General features: G+C 66.0%; 25 protein-coding genes and 1 pseudogene. 11 read left to right on the top strand and 15 right to left on the bottom strand.

The window, feature by feature from the left end; genetic code table 11:
* Window positions 1–92: 92 nt before the first annotated feature.
* From ACGHN1_RS10765 to dksA, 8 genes are all read right to left on the bottom strand, one after another.
* Window positions 93–353, bottom strand: coding sequence for a hypothetical protein (locus ACGHN1_RS10765; protein ID WP_390550870.1), 261 nt, complete (start codon window positions 351–353; stop codon window positions 93–95).
* Between the two features lie 133 nt (window positions 354–486).
* Window positions 487–1,719, bottom strand: a complete 1,233-nt coding sequence (gene kynU / locus ACGHN1_RS10770; RefSeq protein WP_390550871.1) for a kynureninase — start codon at window positions 1,717–1,719, stop codon at window positions 487–489.
* Window positions 1,720–2,346 (bottom strand): arylformamidase, encoded by a 627-nt coding sequence (gene kynB / locus ACGHN1_RS10775; protein ID WP_390550872.1) that lies wholly within the window; start codon window positions 2,344–2,346, stop codon window positions 1,720–1,722.
* Entirely contained in the window at window positions 2,343–3,134 is a 792-nt protein-coding gene (locus ACGHN1_RS10780) for a tryptophan 2,3-dioxygenase (protein WP_390550873.1), read from the bottom strand. The genes kynB and ACGHN1_RS10780 overlap by 4 nt, the downstream gene beginning before the upstream one ends.
* A gap of 35 nt (window positions 3,135–3,169) precedes the next feature.
* A complete protein-coding gene (locus tag ACGHN1_RS10785) occupies window positions 3,170–3,559 on the bottom strand; it encodes a DUF4112 domain-containing protein (RefSeq protein WP_390550874.1) in 390 nt (129 codons plus the stop codon).
* Window positions 3,560–3,600: 41 nt separating this feature from the next.
* Window positions 3,601–5,052: an ABC transporter substrate-binding protein gene (locus tag ACGHN1_RS10790; RefSeq protein ID WP_390550875.1), complete on the bottom strand. Its 1,452-nt coding sequence runs from the start codon at window positions 5,050–5,052 to the stop codon at window positions 3,601–3,603.
* Between the two features lie 78 nt (window positions 5,053–5,130).
* On the bottom strand, window positions 5,131–5,508 hold the full coding sequence (locus ACGHN1_RS10795; protein WP_390550876.1) for a PilZ domain-containing protein: 378 nt from the start codon (window positions 5,506–5,508) through the stop codon (window positions 5,131–5,133).
* Window positions 5,509–5,622: 114 nt separating this feature from the next.
* Window positions 5,623–6,081, bottom strand: coding sequence for an RNA polymerase-binding protein DksA (dksA, locus tag ACGHN1_RS10800; protein ID WP_390550877.1), 459 nt, complete (start codon window positions 6,079–6,081; stop codon window positions 5,623–5,625).
* A gap of 267 nt (window positions 6,082–6,348) precedes the next feature.
* On the opposite strand from dksA, the gene ACGHN1_RS10805 reads away from it, so the two are divergent.
* On the top strand, window positions 6,349–6,678 hold the full coding sequence (locus ACGHN1_RS10805) for a hypothetical protein (protein ID WP_390550878.1): 330 nt from the start codon (window positions 6,349–6,351) through the stop codon (window positions 6,676–6,678).
* Window positions 6,679–6,693: 15 nt separating this feature from the next.
* Here the strand turns inward: ACGHN1_RS10805 and ACGHN1_RS10810 are convergent, their stop codons facing one another.
* Genes ACGHN1_RS10810 through ACGHN1_RS10830 form a run of 5 tightly spaced genes read right to left on the bottom strand, consistent with a single transcriptional unit; the run spans window position 6,694 to window position 9,826 of the window.
* Window positions 6,694–7,824 (bottom strand): GNAT family N-acetyltransferase, encoded by a 1,131-nt coding sequence (locus tag ACGHN1_RS10810; protein WP_390550879.1) that lies wholly within the window; start codon window positions 7,822–7,824, stop codon window positions 6,694–6,696.
* Window positions 7,821–8,594 (bottom strand): glycerophosphodiester phosphodiesterase family protein, encoded by a 774-nt coding sequence (locus tag ACGHN1_RS10815; RefSeq protein WP_390550881.1) that lies wholly within the window; start codon window positions 8,592–8,594, stop codon window positions 7,821–7,823. The genes ACGHN1_RS10810 and ACGHN1_RS10815 overlap by 4 nt, the downstream gene beginning before the upstream one ends.
* Window positions 8,566–9,024, bottom strand: coding sequence for a RidA family protein (locus tag ACGHN1_RS10820; protein ID WP_390550882.1), 459 nt, complete (start codon window positions 9,022–9,024; stop codon window positions 8,566–8,568). Before ACGHN1_RS10820 ends, ACGHN1_RS10815 begins: the two co-directional genes overlap by 29 nt.
* A complete protein-coding gene (locus tag ACGHN1_RS10825) occupies window positions 9,021–9,650 on the bottom strand; it encodes an HAD family hydrolase (protein ID WP_390550883.1) in 630 nt (209 codons plus the stop codon). The genes ACGHN1_RS10820 and ACGHN1_RS10825 overlap by 4 nt, the downstream gene beginning before the upstream one ends.
* Window positions 9,647–9,826, bottom strand: a complete 180-nt coding sequence (locus tag ACGHN1_RS10830) for a DUF3572 family protein (RefSeq protein ID WP_390550884.1) — start codon at window positions 9,824–9,826, stop codon at window positions 9,647–9,649. Before ACGHN1_RS10830 ends, ACGHN1_RS10825 begins: the two co-directional genes overlap by 4 nt.
* Before the next feature lie 157 nt (window positions 9,827–9,983).
* Between ACGHN1_RS10830 and ACGHN1_RS10835 the strand changes: the two genes are divergently transcribed.
* A complete protein-coding gene (locus ACGHN1_RS10835; protein WP_390550885.1) occupies window positions 9,984–10,364 on the top strand; it encodes a response regulator in 381 nt (126 codons plus the stop codon).
* Here ACGHN1_RS10835 and ACGHN1_RS10840 read toward each other — a convergent pair.
* Window positions 10,361–10,912, bottom strand: coding sequence for a Pycsar system effector family protein (locus ACGHN1_RS10840; RefSeq protein ID WP_390550886.1), 552 nt, complete (start codon window positions 10,910–10,912; stop codon window positions 10,361–10,363). The two genes, ACGHN1_RS10835 and ACGHN1_RS10840, sit on opposite strands and share 4 nt — an antisense overlap.
* Window positions 10,913–11,062: 150 nt before the next feature.
* On the opposite strand from ACGHN1_RS10840, the gene ACGHN1_RS10845 reads away from it, so the two are divergent.
* From ACGHN1_RS10845 to ACGHN1_RS10855, 3 genes are read left to right on the top strand one after another with little or no spacing between them, the layout of a single operon-like run.
* Window positions 11,063–11,305 carry an acyl carrier protein gene (locus ACGHN1_RS10845; RefSeq protein WP_390550887.1) on the top strand — a complete coding sequence of 81 codons (243 nt, stop codon included), beginning with the start codon at window positions 11,063–11,065 and terminating at the stop codon, window positions 11,303–11,305.
* Window positions 11,305–12,558 (top strand): serine palmitoyltransferase, encoded by a 1,254-nt coding sequence (spt, locus tag ACGHN1_RS10850; protein WP_390550888.1) that lies wholly within the window; start codon window positions 11,305–11,307, stop codon window positions 12,556–12,558. Before ACGHN1_RS10845 ends, spt begins: the two co-directional genes overlap by 1 nt.
* Before the next feature lie 52 nt (window positions 12,559–12,610).
* Entirely contained in the window at window positions 12,611–13,042 is a 432-nt protein-coding gene (locus ACGHN1_RS10855; RefSeq protein ID WP_390550889.1) for an OsmC family protein, read from the top strand.
* On the opposite strand, the gene ACGHN1_RS10860 is transcribed toward ACGHN1_RS10855, so the two are convergent.
* Window positions 13,039–13,698 (bottom strand): YqaA family protein, encoded by a 660-nt coding sequence (locus ACGHN1_RS10860; RefSeq protein WP_390550890.1) that lies wholly within the window; start codon window positions 13,696–13,698, stop codon window positions 13,039–13,041. The two genes, ACGHN1_RS10855 and ACGHN1_RS10860, sit on opposite strands and share 4 nt — an antisense overlap.
* A 127-nt stretch (window positions 13,699–13,825) precedes the next feature.
* On the opposite strand from ACGHN1_RS10860, the gene ACGHN1_RS10865 reads away from it, so the two are divergent.
* From ACGHN1_RS10865 to ACGHN1_RS10890, 6 genes and pseudogenes are all read left to right on the top strand, one after another.
* Window positions 13,826–14,362: a hypothetical protein gene (locus ACGHN1_RS10865; protein ID WP_390550891.1), complete on the top strand. Its 537-nt coding sequence runs from the start codon at window positions 13,826–13,828 to the stop codon at window positions 14,360–14,362.
* Window positions 14,359–15,039 (top strand): hypothetical protein, encoded by a 681-nt coding sequence (locus ACGHN1_RS10870; protein ID WP_390550892.1) that lies wholly within the window; start codon window positions 14,359–14,361, stop codon window positions 15,037–15,039. The genes ACGHN1_RS10865 and ACGHN1_RS10870 overlap by 4 nt, the downstream gene beginning before the upstream one ends.
* Window positions 15,040–15,225: 186 nt before the next feature.
* Window positions 15,226–15,924, top strand: coding sequence for a hypothetical protein (locus ACGHN1_RS10875; RefSeq protein WP_390550893.1), 699 nt, complete (start codon window positions 15,226–15,228; stop codon window positions 15,922–15,924).
* Window positions 15,911–16,330, top strand: a pseudogene (locus ACGHN1_RS10880) (ATP-binding protein); the annotation flags it as partial. The gene ACGHN1_RS10875 and the pseudogene ACGHN1_RS10880, both read left to right, overlap by 14 nt.
* A gap of 61 nt (window positions 16,331–16,391) precedes the next feature.
* Window positions 16,392–16,808: a DUF2793 domain-containing protein gene (locus ACGHN1_RS10885; RefSeq protein WP_390550894.1), complete on the top strand. Its 417-nt coding sequence runs from the start codon at window positions 16,392–16,394 to the stop codon at window positions 16,806–16,808.
* Window positions 16,809–17,016: 208 nt separating this feature from the next.
* Window positions 17,017–17,784, top strand: a 768-nt coding sequence (locus ACGHN1_RS10890) for an outer membrane protein (protein WP_390550895.1), incomplete at its 3' end; no start/stop codon positions are given.

Raw genomic sequence — 17,784 nt, forward strand, 5'->3', positions numbered from 1 at the left:
ACCCGCGGCTCGATTTCATCGAAAAGGGCAGCACCGTTCGGAGAACGGCGCCGCCCTGAGATCGACCAGCCTGGCTGGACGGGTACCTGCGATTACTCGGCGGCTTCATCCACCGCGTCTTCGGCCTGATCGCCCATTTCGCCCATGGCGTCGGCCTCTGCGTCGAGCGCTTCTTCCTGCGCTTCGTCGCCCTGCGCTTCGGCGAGATCGGCCTGCTCCTCGAGAACGTCTTCCTGCGATTCGTAAGCCTGTTCGGTCAGATCTTCCTGAGCTTCCTGCTCGCTTTCGGCGCACGCGCCCAAGGTAGCGAAAGCAAAAGCGGATGCGACGAGCGTGGCGGATTTGAATTTCATGAATTATCCCCTTGTTGCTGCCCGAAATGGCAGAAGCGAATTGTGGCGAAGGTAAGAACGCCGGTCAAACCGGAAAGCGGCATATCGGCGTTCCGGTCAAGAACTATTACTCCCCTGACCCATGAAGCGAGAACTAGGTCACAGCGGCTTTTCTGGAAAATTCTTCCTCATGCCATTCGCCGCTGTCCAGGACTTCGGCAAGATTGCGCGCGGCTTCGGCGATGTCGGCGAAGCTGAGGTAGGCGGGCGCGAAGCCGAAGCGGAGAATGTCGGGATCGCGGAAGTCGCCGATCACGCCGCGGGCGATCAGCGCCTGGCTGAGCGCGTAGGCGTTCTCGTGGCGGAAGGAAAGCTGGCTGCCGCGCGCAGCGGGATCGCTCGGGCTGACGAGATCGATGTCGACGCCGTGTTCGGCGAGGCATTGGCGGAAGAATTCCGACAGTGCTTTCGATTTCCCGTAGAGCCGGTCGACCCCGATCTGGGCGATCAGGTCCACCCCCACCTCCAGCGCCGCGAGCCCCAGGATCGGAGGCGTGCCGCACAGCAGGCGGTCGGTAGCGGCGCCGGGCTCGTAATCGTCGGAGAAGGCGAAGGGCGCGGCATGGCCCATCCAGCCGCTGAGCGGTTGTTGCAGTGTTTCGTGGTGGCATTCGGCGACGAAGGCGAAGGCCGGGGCGCCGGGGCCTCCGTTCAGATATTTGTAGCCGCAGCCGACCGCGAAATCCGCCTCGCATCGGTTCAGGTGGACCGGAAAGGCGCCGACCGAATGCGACAGGTCCCACAGCACCAGCGCGCCCGCATCGTGCGCGGCCCGGGTCAACGCCGCCATGTCGAACAGCGCTCCGGTCTTGTAATGCGCATGGGTGAGAAGGAGCAGCGCGACCTCTCCGTCGAGCGCGTCCAAGAGGCTGGCGCGCTCAGCCAACCGGCGTTCGGCCAGGCCCTGCTTCTCCAGCCCGTCGATCATGTAAAGGTCGGTCGGGAAATTGCCCGGTTCGCTCAGCACGGTCTTGCGGCTCGGCCGCCCTTTCGATTCCTGGAGGGCCAGCGCGGCGGAAATCAGCTTGAACAGGTTCACGCTGGTGCTGTCGGCGGCGATCACCTCGTGCGGCTGCGCCCCGATCAGCGGGGCGATCTTGGCGCCGACCCGCTGCGGCATGGTGATCCAGTCTGCCGAATTCCAGCTGCGGATCAGCCCCTCGCCCCATTCGCCGCGCACGACCTTGGCCAACCGATCGGGCGTAGCCTTGGGCAGGCAGCCGAGCGAATTGCCATCGAGGTAGATAACCCCCTCGGGCACTTCGAAACGGCCGCGATATCCCGCTAGCGGATCGGCGGCGTCGAGGTGCCTGGCGCGCTCCAGCATCTAGAGTTCCCGCAGGATCGCGCGGGTGAGCCCCGCATCGCCGCCGGCGATCTTGAGCGGCAACGCGATCAGCTCGTAGCGGCCTTCGGGCACGCCATCGAGCACCAGCCCTTCTAGGATGCGCATGTCGTGATCGAGCACCTGCCGGTGCGCGTCCATCGTCTTGCTGTCCTGCGGGTCGACCGAGGGCGCGTCGGTGCCGATCAGCCTGACCCCCTGAAAAGCGAGCCATTCGACGGTCGGCGCGGCGATGGCGGTGAAGCTGCCGTCCCATTCGTCGTGCGGAAAGGTATCGAAGGTCCGGAACAGCACGCGGTCGGCGCTGCCCAGATGCGGCAGATCGCCGATGTCGATCTCGCCCCCGGTCACCCCGCGCGCATCGACCACCAGGCATTCGCCGATGTAGGGGTCGAGCGAGACGCTGGCGATGTCGGGCGCATCCGCGCCGTAATGCAGAGGCGCGTCGCCGTGGGTGCCCGAATGGGTGCTCATGGTCATCCGCCCGACATTGACCGGCGAGCCGTCTTCCATCCGCCAAGTCCGCTCGAAGGCGAACGGCGTATCGCCCGGCCACACCGGCAGCCCGGGGCGCAAGGTCTGCGAGATATCCCAGATGCGCTTGCTCACAGCGCGGTCCTCACACTCAGCAGTTCGGGAAAGAACGCCTGTTCCAGCACCTTGCCGAGATAGGGCACGCCGGGCGTCCCGCCGGTGCCCTTCTTGAAGCCGATGATCCGCTCCACGGTCTTGAGGTGCCCGAAGCGCCAGCGCTGGAAGTGATATTCGAGATCGACCAGCTTTTCCGCCAGCTCGTAGAGATCCCAGAGATCCCGCGGGTTGCGATAGATTTCCGCCCACGCCGCCTCGACCGCCTCGGATCGGTCCCATGCGGCCTCGTGCGGGCGGTTCAGCACCGCCTCGGGGATGGCGAAACCGCGGCGCGACAGCAGTGCGATGGTCTCGGCATAGATGCTGGGGCGAGTCAGTTCCGCACGCAGCTGCGCCGCGACCTCCGGCACCGCCTCGTGCATGGTCACCATGTCGGGATTGCGCCCGCCCAGCAGGAATTCCATCAGGCGGTACTGCGCGCTCTGGAAGCCGCTCGACCCGCCCAGGTGCGGGCGGACGGTCGAATAATCGTGCGGCGTCATGGTGCTGAGCACGTCCCAGCTCTGGATCAGCTGGCCCTGCGCGCGCGCGACCCGCGCCAGCATCTTGAACGCGGGCCTCAGGTCGTCGGCGCCAATGCGTTCGCGCGCAGCCTCCAGCTCGTGCAGGCACAGCTTGAGCCACAGCTCGCTCGCCTGGTGGACGATGATGAAGAGCATCTCGTCATGCGCGCCCGAGACCGGGTGCTGCGCCGCCAGGATGCGGTCGAGATCGAGGTAGGAGGAATAGGTGACGTCTTTCGTCATCCGGGCGCCCTAGCGCGGGACGGGGAAAAGCGAAACTATCCCTCGATCGTCCTTGCCGCCGGATGGTGCCGGTCGAGATGCTTGCAAATGATCCTGAGGTTGCGGGTGTTCGAACGGAAGGCGAGATCAAACACGTCGCCGAGCAGGGGCACCGCGCCGATCGCGGTGTCGAAGGCGATGTTGCCGCCCATCCGCCACAGCTTCCATTTCGGCAGCCCGAGGTTCTTCGCCTCCCAGACGATATAGGCCCCCATGCCGGCCGCGACGATGTCGCCGACGACGGGGATCAGCCCGATGATCGAATCGAGCCCGACGGGGTAGTTGATACCGGGAATGCGGAAACTGCGTTCGAGCACCTGCTCCATCGCTTCCACCCGCCGCCGGATCGACAGCGGATCGGTCCCGGTCGGCAGATCGAGTCCCATCGGCCGGAATTGCGGGTCAGGTCGCTCGGGTTCCATCATCGTCAGATGGGCGCGCGGGAAAGCGGGAACAAGGGGTGGAGGTTCCACGGGTTCTCCGCGAATCCCTCGACGTCGGCGCGCACCATGGACCAGCGGATCGGGGCACCGATGGGGATGAAGGGATTGAAGGCAGTGAGCGCCGATTCCGCTTCGGCCAGATAACTGGCGCTCTCGGCGGGATCGGCGGTGTTGTTTGCCAGATCGACGAGGAAATCGACGTCTTCCGAACAGATCGCCCGAGTCACGCCGCAATGGAACTGGTTGAGGAACCACAGCGCACCGCCGAAACGGGCGACCCGGTCGCGCAGGACCAGATCGGGTTCGCCGCCCTCCACGCCCGCGCCGGTGATCCGGACCAGCCGTACTCCGATCTCGCCCCACTGTTCCGCCAGGCCGCGCAGCAGGATATCGGCGCCCGGACCTTCCGGCATGGCGATCCGCAACACCACCTCGCCGTTCGCCTGCGCCCAATTCGCGACTGCGGCGCGGGCGCGTTCGCGCCGCTGGTCGATGGAAAGCTCCGTCCATCGTTCGCTCGCCGCTTCCGGGGCGCCCGAGAGATCGGGCGGCATCAGCCGCGTGGTCGGGTTCCAGCCGGCGATGTTGAACGGTTGGATCAGTGCCGCCCGGTCGAGCGCCAGCGCCAGCATCTCGCGGTTTTCCGGTTCGGCGAGGAAGCCCTCTGCGCGGCGGACGTCGAAGCCGAACAGGCCGATCGCCGAATCGAGCCGGATGGTCCCGCGCGACAGCGGACCGGCATCCGCCAGCGGCAGATCGATCAGCGTGCCCCCCAGAATCACGTCGTAGCGACCCTCGGCGAAGCCTTCGGTTGCCGCGCGGGCGTCGACCGCGACCAGACGGAGTTGACGAAGCTCCTCTTCCCATTCTGGCTGAAGCGGGAGGCCGCGGGTTTCGGGAGGCATGGCGGCAAAGCGCAGCGCTTCGCCCTGGCGCGCGAAGGTCATCGGACCCAGGGCCGCCTCGCCGATGGCAAGGCCCATCTCCGGTTGGGCGAGCAGCTGGAGCAGCTCGGGCATCGGACTCTTGAGCCGGATCTCGACCACCCGGCCGGTCATGGCTCTGACGTCGCGCAGCTTGGCGAAATCGAGACCCATGGAGGTACCTTCGAGCTGGGTCAGCGTCCGACGGAGTGAATCGCGCACCCCCTGTGCGGTGAGCCGACCGCCCCCCGGGAGATCGAACTCGCGGATCCGGAAGATGTAGCTGGTGCCGTCGTCGGTCACGATCCAGCGCTCGGCGATCGCCGGGACGACATTGCCCGCCTCGTCGAGCCGGACCAGCCCCTGGGCGGTCGCGGCGCGAACGTGCTGGCCGGCAAGGCCGAGCCGGAGACCGCGGGTGTTGAGATCTTCCGCTTCGCCGATGATGGCGATATCGACGATCCCGTCCTGCCGGGCATCGCCGCAGGCGGCAAGCAGAAGCGTCAGGAGCAAGAGGGCAGCGCGGTGCATTCCGGCTGCGCTAGCAAGTCATGTGCGCCGCGTCAGCCATTGACGCATGCCCGAATGGCTTCAGAGCTTGCGCAACCGCCCGTTCCAACCGTGGTTGATCGGCAGGCTGACCGCGGGCCGGGCGTAGGATGGGACTTCCGTGTCCTTTCCGGACGAGGACGGCGCGCGGGCGAGCTTGGGATCGATATCCTCTTCGAAAGCCACGCCGATGCGATTGTCCTGGACCCAGGCGACGCTGCCCCTGACCGCGCCGATGTTTCGCAAGGTCACGGTGACCCGGGCACCGCGTTCGACATCGATGTCGCCTTCCGCCATCATTCCGCCGGCCGAAAGGTTGCGGATCTTCGCGCGCACGCTCTCGCTTTTCCCTTCGACGAGGAGCTCGCCCATGAGGAACAGGCTGTCGCGATCAAGATTGCGCGTGTCGACGGCGGACATTGTGATCGGTTCCCTTCCCGATTCTGATAACCCGAGCCCGTAACGAACGGGTCCGAGACTTGCTAGCGCAAAGGATTGAACAAAGGGTAAGCGTGCCCCGGCGGGACAGTCCTGCTATCGGTCGCGCGAGACCTTTTCGCTGCGCTCGTGCGCTTCCTGCGCCTCGACCGTCATCGTCGCCACCGGCCGGGCGATCAGTCGCCTGAGACCGATCGGATCGCCAGTGACCTCGCAATAGCCGTATTCGCCCTCGTCGATGCGCCGCAGCGCCGAATCGATCTTGGCTACCAGCTTGCGCTGGCGGTCGCGGGTGCGCAATTCGATGCCCCAATCGGTCTCGCTCGAGGCGCGATCGGCAAGATCGGGTTCGCGGATCGGCCCTTCCTGCAGCGACTGCAGCGTACTCTCCGCCGCGTCGCGGATCGAGCGCTTCCATTCGAGCAGCAGCAGGCGGAAATAATCGAGCTGCCGGTCGCCCATATATTCCTCGGATTCGTCGGGGACATAGTCCTCTCCGACCGCGGCTTTCACCCGGGCGAGCTTCTTTTCATCAAGCTTGATCGCGGTGGCCATCGAACCCTCGAACCCCAGAACCGATCGGCCGTCGCCACCCCGCCGCGCCGGTTTGCCCGTGTCGCTGCCGCCGGTCCGATGGGCGCGGCCTATAGGCACCCGCCCCAGAGGGCACAAGCGGCAATCCGAGAAAGCACCGAGGTGTGACATGCCGGTACCGTCCAGCGGTCGCCAGCAGCGTTAACCGATTGTTGACCATAGTGTCGCAGGAAGAGTGTGCCGACCCAGCAAAGCGCACCGGGCCCGGCGAACAGGGGGGTAAATGAAATGGAACTCAAGACCATTGCGGGCGGCGCGGGGGCCGTCGAACAAAAATACGGAGCGGGGGCGCTGATCGGCGAATGCCTGTCGTCCTATGCGGGGGGCAACATCGCCGCGCTCTACGACCTCGGCGTCGCCTTCTCGACCGGAAGCCGGGGGGTGGCCTGCGACATGATCGAGGCGCACAAATGGTTCAACATCGCCGCCTCCGAGGGGCACGAGGAAGCGGCCTGGTGCCGGGCCGACATTTCCGAGGAGATGACGGCGCGCGAAATCGCCGAGGCCCAGCGCCGCGCACGCCAGTGGCTTGCCGCCGGGGCCCGCCGGGTCGCCTGATCCCGAACGCCAGGCTCAGCCCTTCCTGAAGGGCAGCCGATCCTCGAGATAGTTGCGTTCCAGCGCCACGCCGGCGCGCTCGCGCTCGAGGAAATCGCCGACAGCCGCGCGAAAGCCCGGATCGGCAATCCAGTGCGCCGACAGGGTCGCCACCGGCTCGTAGCCGCGCGCCAGCTTGTGCTGGCCCTGCGCCCCCGCCTCGACCCGCGAAAGGCCGAGCTCGATCGCGGCATCGATCGCCTGATAATAACTCAGCTCGAAATGCAGGAAGCGGATGTCGCGCGTGCATCCCCAATACCTTCCGTAAAGCGCGTCCTCGCCGATGAAATTGAGCGCGCCGGCCACCGGTTCGCCATCGAGGGACGCCAACACCAACATCAGCCGATCGCCCATGCGTTCGTGAAACAGGTCGAACGCCTGCCGGGTGAGATAGGGCGATCCCCATTTGCGCGCGCCGGTATCCTGATAGAATATCCAGAAGGCGTCCCAGTGTTCGGGCCGGATGTCCGCACCGCGCAACCGCGCGATCCGCACCCGGGACTGCGCGGCCCGGCGTTCCTTGCGCAAATCCTTGCGCTTGCGCGAGGACAGCGCGCCGAGGAAATCCGGGAAATCGTCATAGCCGCGGTTGAACCAGTGATACTGGATGTCGCGGCGCGTCAGCCACCCTGCATCCTCGAACAGCGGAGCCTGCGCCGGATCGATGAAAGTCGCATGAGCCGAGGAAAAGCCGTTCTGGCCGCACAACTGCTCGGCGGCGCCCAGCAGCGGACCGGCAAGCGCCTCGTCGGACAGCAGCAGCCGCGGCCCGGTTGCCGGTGTGAACGGCGCGGCGATCTGCAGCTTGGGATAGTAGCGGCCTCCGGCACGCTCGTAGGCATCCGCCCAGGCGTGATCGAAGACGTATTCGCCCTGGCTGTGCGATTTGAGATAGGCCGGCATGGCGGCGAGCAAAGGCCCGTCCTCCCCCCGCGACACGACGATCGGCACCGGCTGCCAGCCGGTTCCCTCGCCGACGCTGCCCGAATCCTCCAGCGCGGTGAGGAAAGCGTGCGAGACGAAGGGGTTGCCGCCCGCCAGCGCATCCCATTCGGCGCGGTCGAATGCCCCGACCGAGCCGCCGACTCTGGCGATCAGCTCGCTCACCCCAGACCGGCCCCTTCCGCGATCGGCGCATCGGCATGCAGGCGAGCGGTTTCCCGCTTCCGAGCGCTGTCGACCGTCCAGGTGAGCACGGGGAAGCCGCGCCGCCGAAGATCGCCGGTAAAGCGATTGGGAAGCGCATCGACATGGTAGGCGATGAAATCCGGCCTTGCGATCCACAGCGCCAGATGCCGATGCCATGCCGATCGCGTGTGGCCGACGGCATCCTCGCGCATCACCAGCCCGCGCACCGTCTGCGGCGAATTCTCGCGGAACCAGCGCGACACGCGCGGGTCGAAGCTCATCACCGCATGCCGCCCACGATAACCGGACAGCCCCGCCTCCACCGCGGTGCAGCTGCGCTCGATATCGTAGCCCGGGCGCGACTTGATCTCGATCAGCACCGGCACCCGAGCGTCGACAAGCTCGAGTAGGGTGACCAGCCGGGCGATGCCGAATTCCCGGCCGCGATAGCGCAGTGTCTCGAGAAAGTCAGAGGCATGAAGGCCGAGCGCGCCCTCGCTCTCGACAAGCCGTTCCAGATCCCAGTCGTGGAACACCATGGCCGTCCCGTCGGCCGAGCGCTGGATGTCGCATTCGATGCCGAGGCCCACATCCGCGGCGGCGGCGAAAGCCAGCAGCGTGTTTTCGGGCAGATCGTCACCATGGAGCCCGCGATGGGCATAGGTCCATTGCGCCAGCCAGCCGACCCGCGCGGGGTCGGGCGGTGAGGTCAGAAGGCGGTCAAGCGCCCTTAAGGGCAATGATCGCATCCACTTCCACCGCGGCGTTGAGCGGCAGCACCGGCACGCCGACCGCGCTGCGGGCATGCTTTCCCGCCTCGCCGAAGATCTCCGCCATCAGGTCGGAAGCGCCGTTCACCACCTTGGGCTGGTCGGTGAAATCGGGCACGCTGGCGACGAAGCCCCCGAGCTTGACGATCCGTTCGACCCGCTCGAGCAGGCCTGCGGCCTGCAACTGGGCGACGATCATCAGCCCGCAGGCCCGCGCCGCCGCCTGGCCGCGTTCGAGCCCGATGTCCGCACCAAGCTTGCCGGTCACGAGCTCCCCGTCGATGAAGGGCAATTGCCCGGAAAGATAGGCTGTGCTCCCTTGCACCACGAGCGGCTGGTAGCTCGCCACCGGGGCGGCGGCCTTGGGCAGTTCGATGCCCAGTTCGATCAGGCGTTCGGCTATGCTCATGCGTCCTCCGTTTCCAGCTGCGCCATCAGCCAGGGCAGCGCTTCGTCCCAAGTATCGATTCGGGCATCGGCGTGCCCGGCCTTGTGCGCGCAGTCGATATGCGGGGCGAGCAGCGGCTCGCCGCACAGATGCAACGTCGTTATGTCCGGTATCGTCGCGTGCGCGGAATGGTGGTGCTGCGGCAGATCGTCGATGAAGATCGCCTTGCTCGGGCGGTATTCGTCGAGAATGCGCTGCAGTGCCGGACCCTTGGGCCCCTGATTGGTGAACACCCTGGCGTCGATGCCGTGGTTCTCGAGCTGGATGCGGCGCGTCTCCTGCCGTTCGTCGGTGAGGTTGGTCAGGATCACCACGTCCGCCTGTCCGGCAAGAGTGTTGATGCCCTCGACGGCTCCGGCGATCGGCAATTGCCGGTCCATCTGGGTGTCGAAGAATTGCCCGAGGTGGCGCCAGATTTCCTTCTGTTCCAGCGGCTCGCCGCTTTCGCGCCACCGCATGGCGGTGGAAAAATCGGCGCCCTCCATGACGAAATCGACCTCGGTCTCCTCGCCCAGCCAGTCGCGGAAATGGGCGACCATGTGGAGCAGGACCTCGTCGCAATCGGAAACGATCAGAGGGCGATTCATGCGTTGAGCTCCCGGCACGCCGCGACCAGCGCATCGGGCGTGGTCGAGAGGGCGTCCGCTGCCAGCACCAGGTCGGGCTCGTGATTGGCGAGGAACTCCAGCACGGCCGCCTGCACCCCGCGATCCTCGATGCCGTGGCGCAGCCGCTCGGGCGTCAGGCCGGTCAGCGACAGCAACCGCTCGGCGCGCGTCTCGTCCGCCAGCGCCCAGCCGAGCGCTTCCAGCGCGAGGACCTCGCGCGGACGGGTTTCGCTGGCGGCGGATCTACCGTGTGGAATTGTCTATCTCCATCGAAGGCCCTAACGCGCCATCGAACCCGTCGGGAGCAGGTCCGTGGCAAAACGTATAATGGTGGTCGAGGACAATGATCTCAACCGCAAGCTGTTCTGCGACGTGCTCAAGGCCAACGGCTTCGAAGTGGTTCCGGTTTCCGACGGGCAGAACGTGGTGGCGACCGCGCGCAAATTCGCGCCGCATCTGGTGATCATGGACATCCAGCTGCCCAATATCTCGGGACTCGATCTGATCGCCCAGCTCAAGAACGATGGCGGGCTGGCGAAGACCCCGGTGCTCGCGGTCACCGCCTATGCCGGAAAGGGCGACGAGGAGCGCATCCGCGATGCGGGGGCCGAGGATTATCTCGCCAAACCGGTCTCGATCGGCCCGTTCATGGCCGCGGTGCGCGAACTGCTGCCCGCCGAGGCGGGAAGCTAGACCCCCAGCACGAAACGTTCGAAGATGAAGGCCACGGTGGTGAGGCACAGACCGAAAATGAACATGCGATAGGCGAAGGTCAGGAAGCGGTATTTCTTGCGCTGGAGCACCTGCCCGTTCTGGTAGATATCGCGCAGCATCATCCGGAACATCGCCTCCTCCGTTTCCATCCGCTGCAGCACTTCCTCGGCCCATTCGTCCTCGTCGCGCGTGGTGAAATAGCCGAAGAACAGGCGATTGGGCGGCGGCGGCTTGGCCTTCCGCAACGATCCGATCGAGGGCAGGATGGCGATCACCGCGCACAGCGAGCTCATGAAGGCGAAGAAAGCGAGAATGGTCAACGACCATTCGATATCGCCGGCGACCGCCCGGCTGACCGAGATCGAAAAGACGACGAAGGTCGCCCCCATCAGGATCGAGGCCTTCTGGTCGGCCATCTGCGACAGCGCCTGGGTGTTCGCCTGCACGGTGCGCAGCATCTGCACGGCGTTACCCGCGAACCGGCGCGGCTCCGGCGTTTCGCCCGCGATATCCGCGTTCTCGACCATCGAATCCCCCTGTCGTTCAGGTGATGGCAAAGGGCCGCGCGCTTGACAAGCGCGGCCCCAGGCCGTTTGGCCGCTTGCCAGCTTTTGCGCGCAGGAAAGGGCTCGCCTTCCGCCCTCCACTCCCTGCCACGACACGAGGATTGCATCGCCATGGACCGCGCCGGAACCGACGCCAGGATTCGCGAGATCGCCGAACCCTTCAACAAGAAGGGCGTGACCATCACCGAGCAGACGACCTTTCAGAACGATCTGGAATTCGACAGCCTGACGGTGATGGATTTCGTCGCCGAGATCGAGGACGAGTTCGACATCATCATCTCGATGAACCAGCAGGCCGAAATCGAGAATTACGGCCAGCTCGTCGACGCGGTGCACAAGCTGCGATCCGCCTGATGAGTGAAGGTGTCAGCCAGCCGGACCGCCCGGCTCAGATGGAAGGGGACGGCGGCGACCTGTTCTCCAAGTTCGACAGCGTCATCGCGATGCGCGAGGGGCTCCTGTCGAAAGGGGTGGAAGATCCCTTCAACCTGGTGATGGAGAAGGTCCTCAGCCCCACCCGCGCGATCTGCAACGGGCGCGACACCATTCTGCTCGGCACCTACAATTACATGGGCATGACCTTCGACCCCGACGTGGTGGCGGCGGGCGAGCAGGCGCTGCGCGATTTCGGCAGCGGGACCACCGGCAGCCGCGTGCTCAACGGCACCTATCAGGGCCACAAGGAAGTTGAGCAGGCGCTCATGGATTTCTACGCCATGGATCATGCCATGGTTTTCTCCACCGGCTACCAGGCCAACCTCGGGATCATCAGCACCATCGCCGGCAAGGGCGACTACGTCGTCCTCGACATCGACAGCCATGCGAGCATCTGGGACGGCTGCAAGCTGGGCGATGCCGAGATCGTCCCGTTCAAGCACAACGATATCGAAGCGATGGAAAAACGCCTGCGCCGCATTCCAGAAGGCGCGGGCAAGCTGGTGGTACTCGAGGGCGTCTATTCGATGCTCGGCGACGTCGCGCCGCTCGCCGAGATGGTGAAGGTGGCCAAGAGATACGGGGCCATGGTGCTGGTCGACGAGGCGCATTCGATGGGCTTCATCGGCGAGAACGGCCGCGGCGTGGTGGAATCGGCCGGCGTGATCGACGATGTCGATTTCATCATCGGCACCTTTTCCAAGAGCGTCGGCACAGTCGGGGGCTTTTGCGTTTCGAACCACCCGAAGTTCGAGATCATGCGCCTGGTCTGCCGCCCCTACGTCTTCACCGCCAGCCTGCCGCCCAGCGTGGTGGCGACCGCCTGCACCTCGATCCGCAAGCTGATGACCACCGGCCACAACAAGCGCGCCCATCTGTGGGAGAACTCCAAGGCGCTGCATAAAGGCCTCAAGGATCTGGGCTTCCAGCTCGGCACCGAGGAGCCGGAGAGCGCGATCATCGCGGTGATCATGCCCGACCTCGAACAAGGCGCGGCGATGTGGGAGGCGCTGATCAAGGGCGGGCTCTACGTGAACCTGGCGCGTCCCCCGGCGACGCCTGCCAACATGACCCTGCTGCGCTGTTCGCTCTGCGCCGAACACAGCGCGGAGGAGGTCGGGGAAATCCTCGCGATCTTCGAACGGGCCGGCAAGGCGGTGGGCATCATCTGATCCGGAACGCCGGACCCCCTCGGCGCGTCTTCCACGCGAAGGAGACGCGAGAATGAAGACCACCAACACCGGCAGTGCGACCTACAAGGGCCTCGGCAAGAGCGGCAAGGGCCATGTCTCGACCGGGTCTGGCGCGCTTTCCGACCAGCCCTATGGCTTCAACACCCGGTTCGAGGATGCCCCCGGCACCAACCCCGAAGAACTGATCGCCGCCGCGCATGCGAGCTGCTTTACCATGGCGCTGTCCTTCAAGCTGGCCGAGGCGGGGCACGAGGACGGTTCGCTGGAAACCAGCGCCGAGGTGACGCTGGAAAAGGATGGAGACGGCTTCACCGTCACCAAATCCGCGCTGAAGACCAAAGGCGAGGTCCCCGGGCTCGACAAGGCGAAGTTCGAGGAGTTGGCCGCCGATGCCAAGGCGAATTGCCCGATCTCCAAGCTGCTGAATGCCGAGATCACGCTGGAGACCGAGTTCTCCGGTTAGGCTTTGTCCGCCGGATTGACCTGGGTGACGCCGGCGCAGGGGCCGCCGGCCTCGTCCTCGCTGCCGCCGAGCTGGGTGAGGACCAGGACCCCGCCGACCACCAGCAGAACGAAGACGGTGGTCACCGTTCCGAGATATTCGTCGATCACCCGCTTGATCGGCGCGCCGAACACCCGGAACAGGATCCCGACCGTCATGAAGATGAGCGCGCGGGCGAACAGGCTGGAAAGCACGAAGGTGACGAGGTTCATGCCGACGAAGCCGGCGGTGATCGTCAGCAGCTTGAACGGCACCGGGGTCGCCCCGGCGATCAGGATCGCCTCGAAATCGTATTCGCGCAGGTGGCAGGCGGCGATCGGAAAGGCCTCCGAAAGGCCGAGCGCGCCGATCAGCCAGACGCCGATCGTGTCGTAGAGCCCCCAGCCGATCGCATAGCCGAGCAGCGCCCCCGCGACGGAGGCGAGCGTGCAGACCAGCGCGAAGCGGACCGCCTTCTTCGGTTCGGCGAGGCACATCAGCCCGAGCAGCGGGTGCGGCGGAATGGGAAAGAAGGAGCTCTCGACAAAGCTGAAGAAGGCCAGCCACCACACCGCATGGGGATGCGCCGCCTTGTCCATCGTCCAGTCGTAGAGCGCGCGCAGCGGTTTCATCACCATGGCGCGGGCGCTTAGTGCAGGCCGGGAGGGCATGCAATCGGGCGCAGGGGGGCGGTGCGGTTGATGGATGCGGCTCTCCGGGCTAGGCTTGCCGGTGAGTGCGGGGCCGAGATCGGGGGATTCGGGCATGACGCGGAAGGGCATCGTCAATGTCGCGGGGGTCGTCACCCTGGCCGTGCTGACCGGTGTCGCCACGGTCTTCGGCGAGCGGATCGGCGACATGTTCATGCCTGCGAGCGCTGGCGCATCGTCTCCCGGCACGTCACCGGCCGCAGAGCCCGGCGGTTCGATCGCAACCGTCGAATATCCGAACGCGATGGAATTGACCGCAAGGCCCCGGGTCGGAGCCTGGGGACAGGGAGAAAGCGCCCGGTCGCTGGCGGCCGACAGCCTGCGGCGGGTCACCGACGGGCTGAAACTGCCGCGCGAAATGGCCGCCACCAGGATCGATTACCAGATCGCTGACGTGGTCCCGGGCGGTCAGGGCCGCAAACGGACCGCCAGCCTGGAAATCCTGCTCGAAGACGATGCGCGCGGCAGCGCCCGCTGCGGGCCCGAAACTTTCGCCTTCCGGGATAGCGGCGATCTCGCCGAGCAGATCACCGACCGGCTGAACGCCATCGTTTTCGAATCATACATGGGAGAAAAGATGACATGCGGATGATCGCAGCGGCCGCGGCCGCGCTGGTGCTTACGGGATGCGGCGAGGCGCAGGACCCGGCCGAAGAAGCCGATACCTCCCTGCCCTCCGCGGCCTCGGCCCCGGCACCCGGCCAGGAAACCGCGGCGGATGCCGACAATCCCTTCGCCGATGCGGCGGGCGAGACCGAGGCCGGTCCCCCGGCGCCGGCATGCCCGGACGAAGCAGGCCTGACCTGTGCCGGGCAATTGCGGATAGCTGCGGTCGACACGACTGTTTCGCGCGATCGCAACGCGTTCCTCGTTCGCGGCAGTTTGCGCTTCACCAATGCCGGCGCCGAGCCGGTCGAGGTGGCTCTGGTCGAAGCCGAGCCGACGTTGCGGCTCGACAACGGTGCCGCCTTCGGGGGCTCTGCCTATCGGGTTTTCAGCAGCGAAACCTGCAGCAGGAACAACACTCCGGACGAGTGCTACGCCAAGACGCCGGAAAAATTCTTCCTGCTCGAGCGCGGTGACAGCCCCCGCGAGATCAATTTCAGTTTTCGCAACAACAGCGTGGAAACCGGCCTCATCCCCAGCATGCCGGATGTCGACGCGGCGACCCTCAATCTCACGCTCACCACCGTTGCTCCATCCGGCGCCAAGAGGCAGCGGGAACTGTCCGTCAACAGCATACCGGTCACCGCAAGAGTTGGAGGCTAACCTCTTTGGCACTTTTTGTTTGACATCGTGACGCTCTTCGGTTAGCTAATCCGAACATCGCGATAGTGCGACTCGCCGGGGACGAGCCCGGCGCCGGAATAAACAACGAGGGCGGTCCAGCGGGCCGCCCTTTTGCGTTTCGGCCGGGCTCGTGCCCGCGAGGGACGTTCGGAAGGATCATGAAGCATGGGCGGGAAGACCCCCGAACCGGAATGGATGGCGCTTTTCCTGAGCGCGCTGCGCGAGCGGCCGGTGATCCGGGCGGCGGCGCGCACGGCCGGGGTGCCGCTCGCGACCGCCTATTCGCGGCGGCGGACCGACGAGGATTTCGCCCGCGAATGGAATGCCGCGCTGGGCAAGGAGGCCAGCGAGGACACGGGCGAGAACACGAGCGAAAACGGGACCGACGCCCTTGCCGGATGGGGCGGCGCGCGCCGGATCGGAAGCAAGCGGATCGCGCGCTTCCTCGAAACGCTCGCCGAAACCTCCAACGTCAGCGCCGCGGCGAAGACCGCGGGGATCGAAGTGCGGACGATCTACCGGCTGCGCCGCGACGATGCCGGTTTCGCGGCCCGATGGCAGGCGGCGCTGGCCGAAGGCTACGACAATCTCGAAATGGAGCTGCTGGCGCACCTGCGCGGCGGCGATGGCCACGAGGCGGACGCGGGGCGCAAGGGGAAGTTCGACACCGCCTCCGCCCTGCGCAGCCTGGCCGCGCACCGCGAGAGCGTGGCCCGTGAGAAGGGCCGGCGGACGCTGGCCGACGAGGTCACCACGATCGCCAGCATCAACGCCAAGATCGATGCGTTGCGGGCGCGCGCGAAGGCGAACGAACGCGCGATCCGCAGCGCCCGCCGGAAGAAGGCACGCGATGACGAGGCGTGAGCGCGGGCACTCTCCCTCGCGCGGCACCTGGCTGCGCCGCCCCGGCACCCGTGCCGCCGCCGACAGGGAGGAACTGGCGCGGCTGCTCGCCCCTCACGAGATCGCCGCGCTGGGCAGCTATTACTGGGAAGGCTGGGCCCGCGACGCCCAGCTTCCCCCTCGGGAGGCGTGGCGCATCTGGCTGATCTGCGCCGGGCGCGGCTTCGGCAAGACGCGGGCGGGCGCCGAATGGGTGCGCGACGTCGCCCGCGCCGACGGCAGCGCAAGGATCGCGCTGGTCGGAGCGAGCCTGACCGAAGTGCGCAACGTCATGGTCGAGGGCGACAGCGGCGTGCTGGCCGCGGCGCCTGGGGCGCTGGCACCGGTGTTCGAGCCGAGCCTGCGCAAGCTGACCTGGGAGAACGGTGCCATCGCCTGGCTCTATTCGGCGGGCGAACCGGAAACCCTGCGCGGGCCGCAGCACAGCCATGCCTGCGGCGCAAGCGCAAAAGGAGGCCTTCGTAAACGAAGCGATGGTGCGGATCGACATGCTGCTGCAGCCGACGATCCTCGCCGAACAGGGCGATCCCCCCCGCGGCCCCGACGCCCGGCGACAGCTATCTGGTGGCAGCTGGCGCGAACGGGGACGGCAAGGACAGGACGCCTCGATCGCGGGCTGGAGCGGCACTCAGTGGATCTTTGTCGCACCGCGCAGCGGTATGGCGGTTCGCGATCTTTCGACCGGACAGGTGCTCGTTTACGACACCGCATGGCTGCGGGTCCCCGAACCCGAACCGCCGCAAGGCGGTGCGGTGATCGATGCCGAGTGCCGAGCCGCCTTGAGCGCAGTGATCGAGGCGCTGCGGACACAGGGGAGCTTTTCTTCCCAAGCTACGGAACCGTGACATGAAAACGGCGTTTGGCGTCCATGGACGGGTCTTCCGCGATAAGAATTGAAGGGGAGGTGCACGTAATCGCGTCTTTCTTGCAACAGTTCCGGAGATTGTCCGCTTGCCTCTCTTGGGGGGAAAAGTTAGACAACCGGCCACTCGGTGGCAGTAATTTCGATAAAAGGGGAAATATGTAATGCGGAAACTCGTCATAGGAATGGCGATGGCCTCGACGGCCCTTGCTTCGCCGGCACTCGCGCGCGATGGCGCGTGGTATGTCGGCGTCGAAGGCGGTCCGATGATTCAGGAAGACATCGAGTTCGATGTCGAAGGTCTCGGCACCTCCGATTACAGGCTGGATGTCGGCTACGACGCCGGTGCCTTTGTCGGCTACGACTTCGGCCCGGGACGGATCGAAGCCGAAGGTCGTTACGCCGAAGCGAACGCTGACGAATTCGAGGCACGCCTGGCTGGCGTTCCGTTCAACAACGTGGTCGTACGGAACCAGATTCTTCCCGCCCAGGGCGGCGTCGAGACCCTGGCCTTCATGCTGAATGGTCTTGCCGATTTCGGCCCCGACGATGGTCTGCAAGGCTTCCTCGGTGGCGGCGTCGGCGTTGCCCGCACGCAGATCGATGCGATCCTCGGCGCAACCGGTCCGGCAACGCTCGACGATTCGGACACCGGTTTCGCTTGGCAGATCCTTGCCGGCGTGCGCGCACCCCTCGGCCCGAACCTCGATGTCGGGCTGAAGTATCGCATGTTCAACGCGCCCGACGTGACGGTTCTCGATTCGCGTGGCTTCGAATATCGCGACGACGTGCGTTCCCACTCCCTGCTGGGCACGCTGACGTACAATTTCGGCGCTCCGGAAGAGGTGGCCCCGCCGCCTCCGCCTCCTCCGCCGCCGCCGCCGCCGCCGCCTCCTCCGCCTCCCCCGCCGCCTCCGCAGGCTGTGTGCGAGACGGGTCCGTACATCGTCTTCTTCAAT

Source organism: Qipengyuania sp. MTN3-11 (assembly GCF_042851825.1).
Lineage (GTDB): Bacteria > Pseudomonadota > Alphaproteobacteria > Sphingomonadales > Sphingomonadaceae > Qipengyuania.

What these genes read in the sequence shown, in the direction of transcription:
- ACGHN1_RS10765 (WP_390550870.1), bottom strand. Translation starts at nt 353, where the DNA reads ATGAAATTCAAATCCGCCACGCTCGTCGCATCCGCTTTTGCTTTCGCT.
- kynU (WP_390550871.1), bottom strand. Translation starts at nt 1,719, where the DNA reads ATGCTGGAGCGCGCCAGGCACCTCGACGCCGCCGATCCGCTAGCGGGA.
- ACGHN1_RS10780 (WP_390550873.1), bottom strand. Translation starts at nt 3,134, where the DNA reads ATGACGAAAGACGTCACCTATTCCTCCTACCTCGATCTCGACCGCATC.
- ACGHN1_RS10785 (WP_390550874.1), bottom strand. Translation starts at nt 3,559, where the DNA reads ATGGGACTCGATCTGCCGACCGGGACCGATCCGCTGTCGATCCGGCGG.
- ACGHN1_RS10795 (WP_390550876.1), bottom strand. Translation starts at nt 5,508, where the DNA reads ATGTCCGCCGTCGACACGCGCAATCTTGATCGCGACAGCCTGTTCCTC.
- dksA (WP_390550877.1), bottom strand. Translation starts at nt 6,081, where the DNA reads ATGGCCACCGCGATCAAGCTTGATGAAAAGAAGCTCGCCCGGGTGAAA.
- ACGHN1_RS10805 (WP_390550878.1), top strand. Translation starts at nt 6,349, where the DNA reads ATGGAACTCAAGACCATTGCGGGCGGCGCGGGGGCCGTCGAACAAAAA.
- ACGHN1_RS10815 (WP_390550881.1), bottom strand. Translation starts at nt 8,594, where the DNA reads ATGCGATCATTGCCCTTAAGGGCGCTTGACCGCCTTCTGACCTCACCG.
- ACGHN1_RS10820 (WP_390550882.1), bottom strand. Translation starts at nt 9,024, where the DNA reads ATGAGCATAGCCGAACGCCTGATCGAACTGGGCATCGAACTGCCCAAG.
- ACGHN1_RS10825 (WP_390550883.1), bottom strand. Translation starts at nt 9,650, where the DNA reads ATGAATCGCCCTCTGATCGTTTCCGATTGCGACGAGGTCCTGCTCCAC.
- ACGHN1_RS10840 (WP_390550886.1), bottom strand. Translation starts at nt 10,912, where the DNA reads ATGGTCGAGAACGCGGATATCGCGGGCGAAACGCCGGAGCCGCGCCGG.
- ACGHN1_RS10845 (WP_390550887.1), top strand. Translation starts at nt 11,063, where the DNA reads ATGGACCGCGCCGGAACCGACGCCAGGATTCGCGAGATCGCCGAACCC.
- spt (WP_390550888.1), top strand. Translation starts at nt 11,305, where the DNA reads ATGAGTGAAGGTGTCAGCCAGCCGGACCGCCCGGCTCAGATGGAAGGG.
- ACGHN1_RS10855 (WP_390550889.1), top strand. Translation starts at nt 12,611, where the DNA reads ATGAAGACCACCAACACCGGCAGTGCGACCTACAAGGGCCTCGGCAAG.
- ACGHN1_RS10860 (WP_390550890.1), bottom strand. Translation starts at nt 13,698, where the DNA reads ATGGTGATGAAACCGCTGCGCGCGCTCTACGACTGGACGATGGACAAG.
- ACGHN1_RS10865 (WP_390550891.1), top strand. Translation starts at nt 13,826, where the DNA reads ATGACGCGGAAGGGCATCGTCAATGTCGCGGGGGTCGTCACCCTGGCC.
- ACGHN1_RS10870 (WP_390550892.1), top strand. Translation starts at nt 14,359, where the DNA reads ATGATCGCAGCGGCCGCGGCCGCGCTGGTGCTTACGGGATGCGGCGAG.
- ACGHN1_RS10875 (WP_390550893.1), top strand. Translation starts at nt 15,226, where the DNA reads ATGGGCGGGAAGACCCCCGAACCGGAATGGATGGCGCTTTTCCTGAGC.
- ACGHN1_RS10885 (WP_390550894.1), top strand. Translation starts at nt 16,392, where the DNA reads ATGCCTGCGGCGCAAGCGCAAAAGGAGGCCTTCGTAAACGAAGCGATG.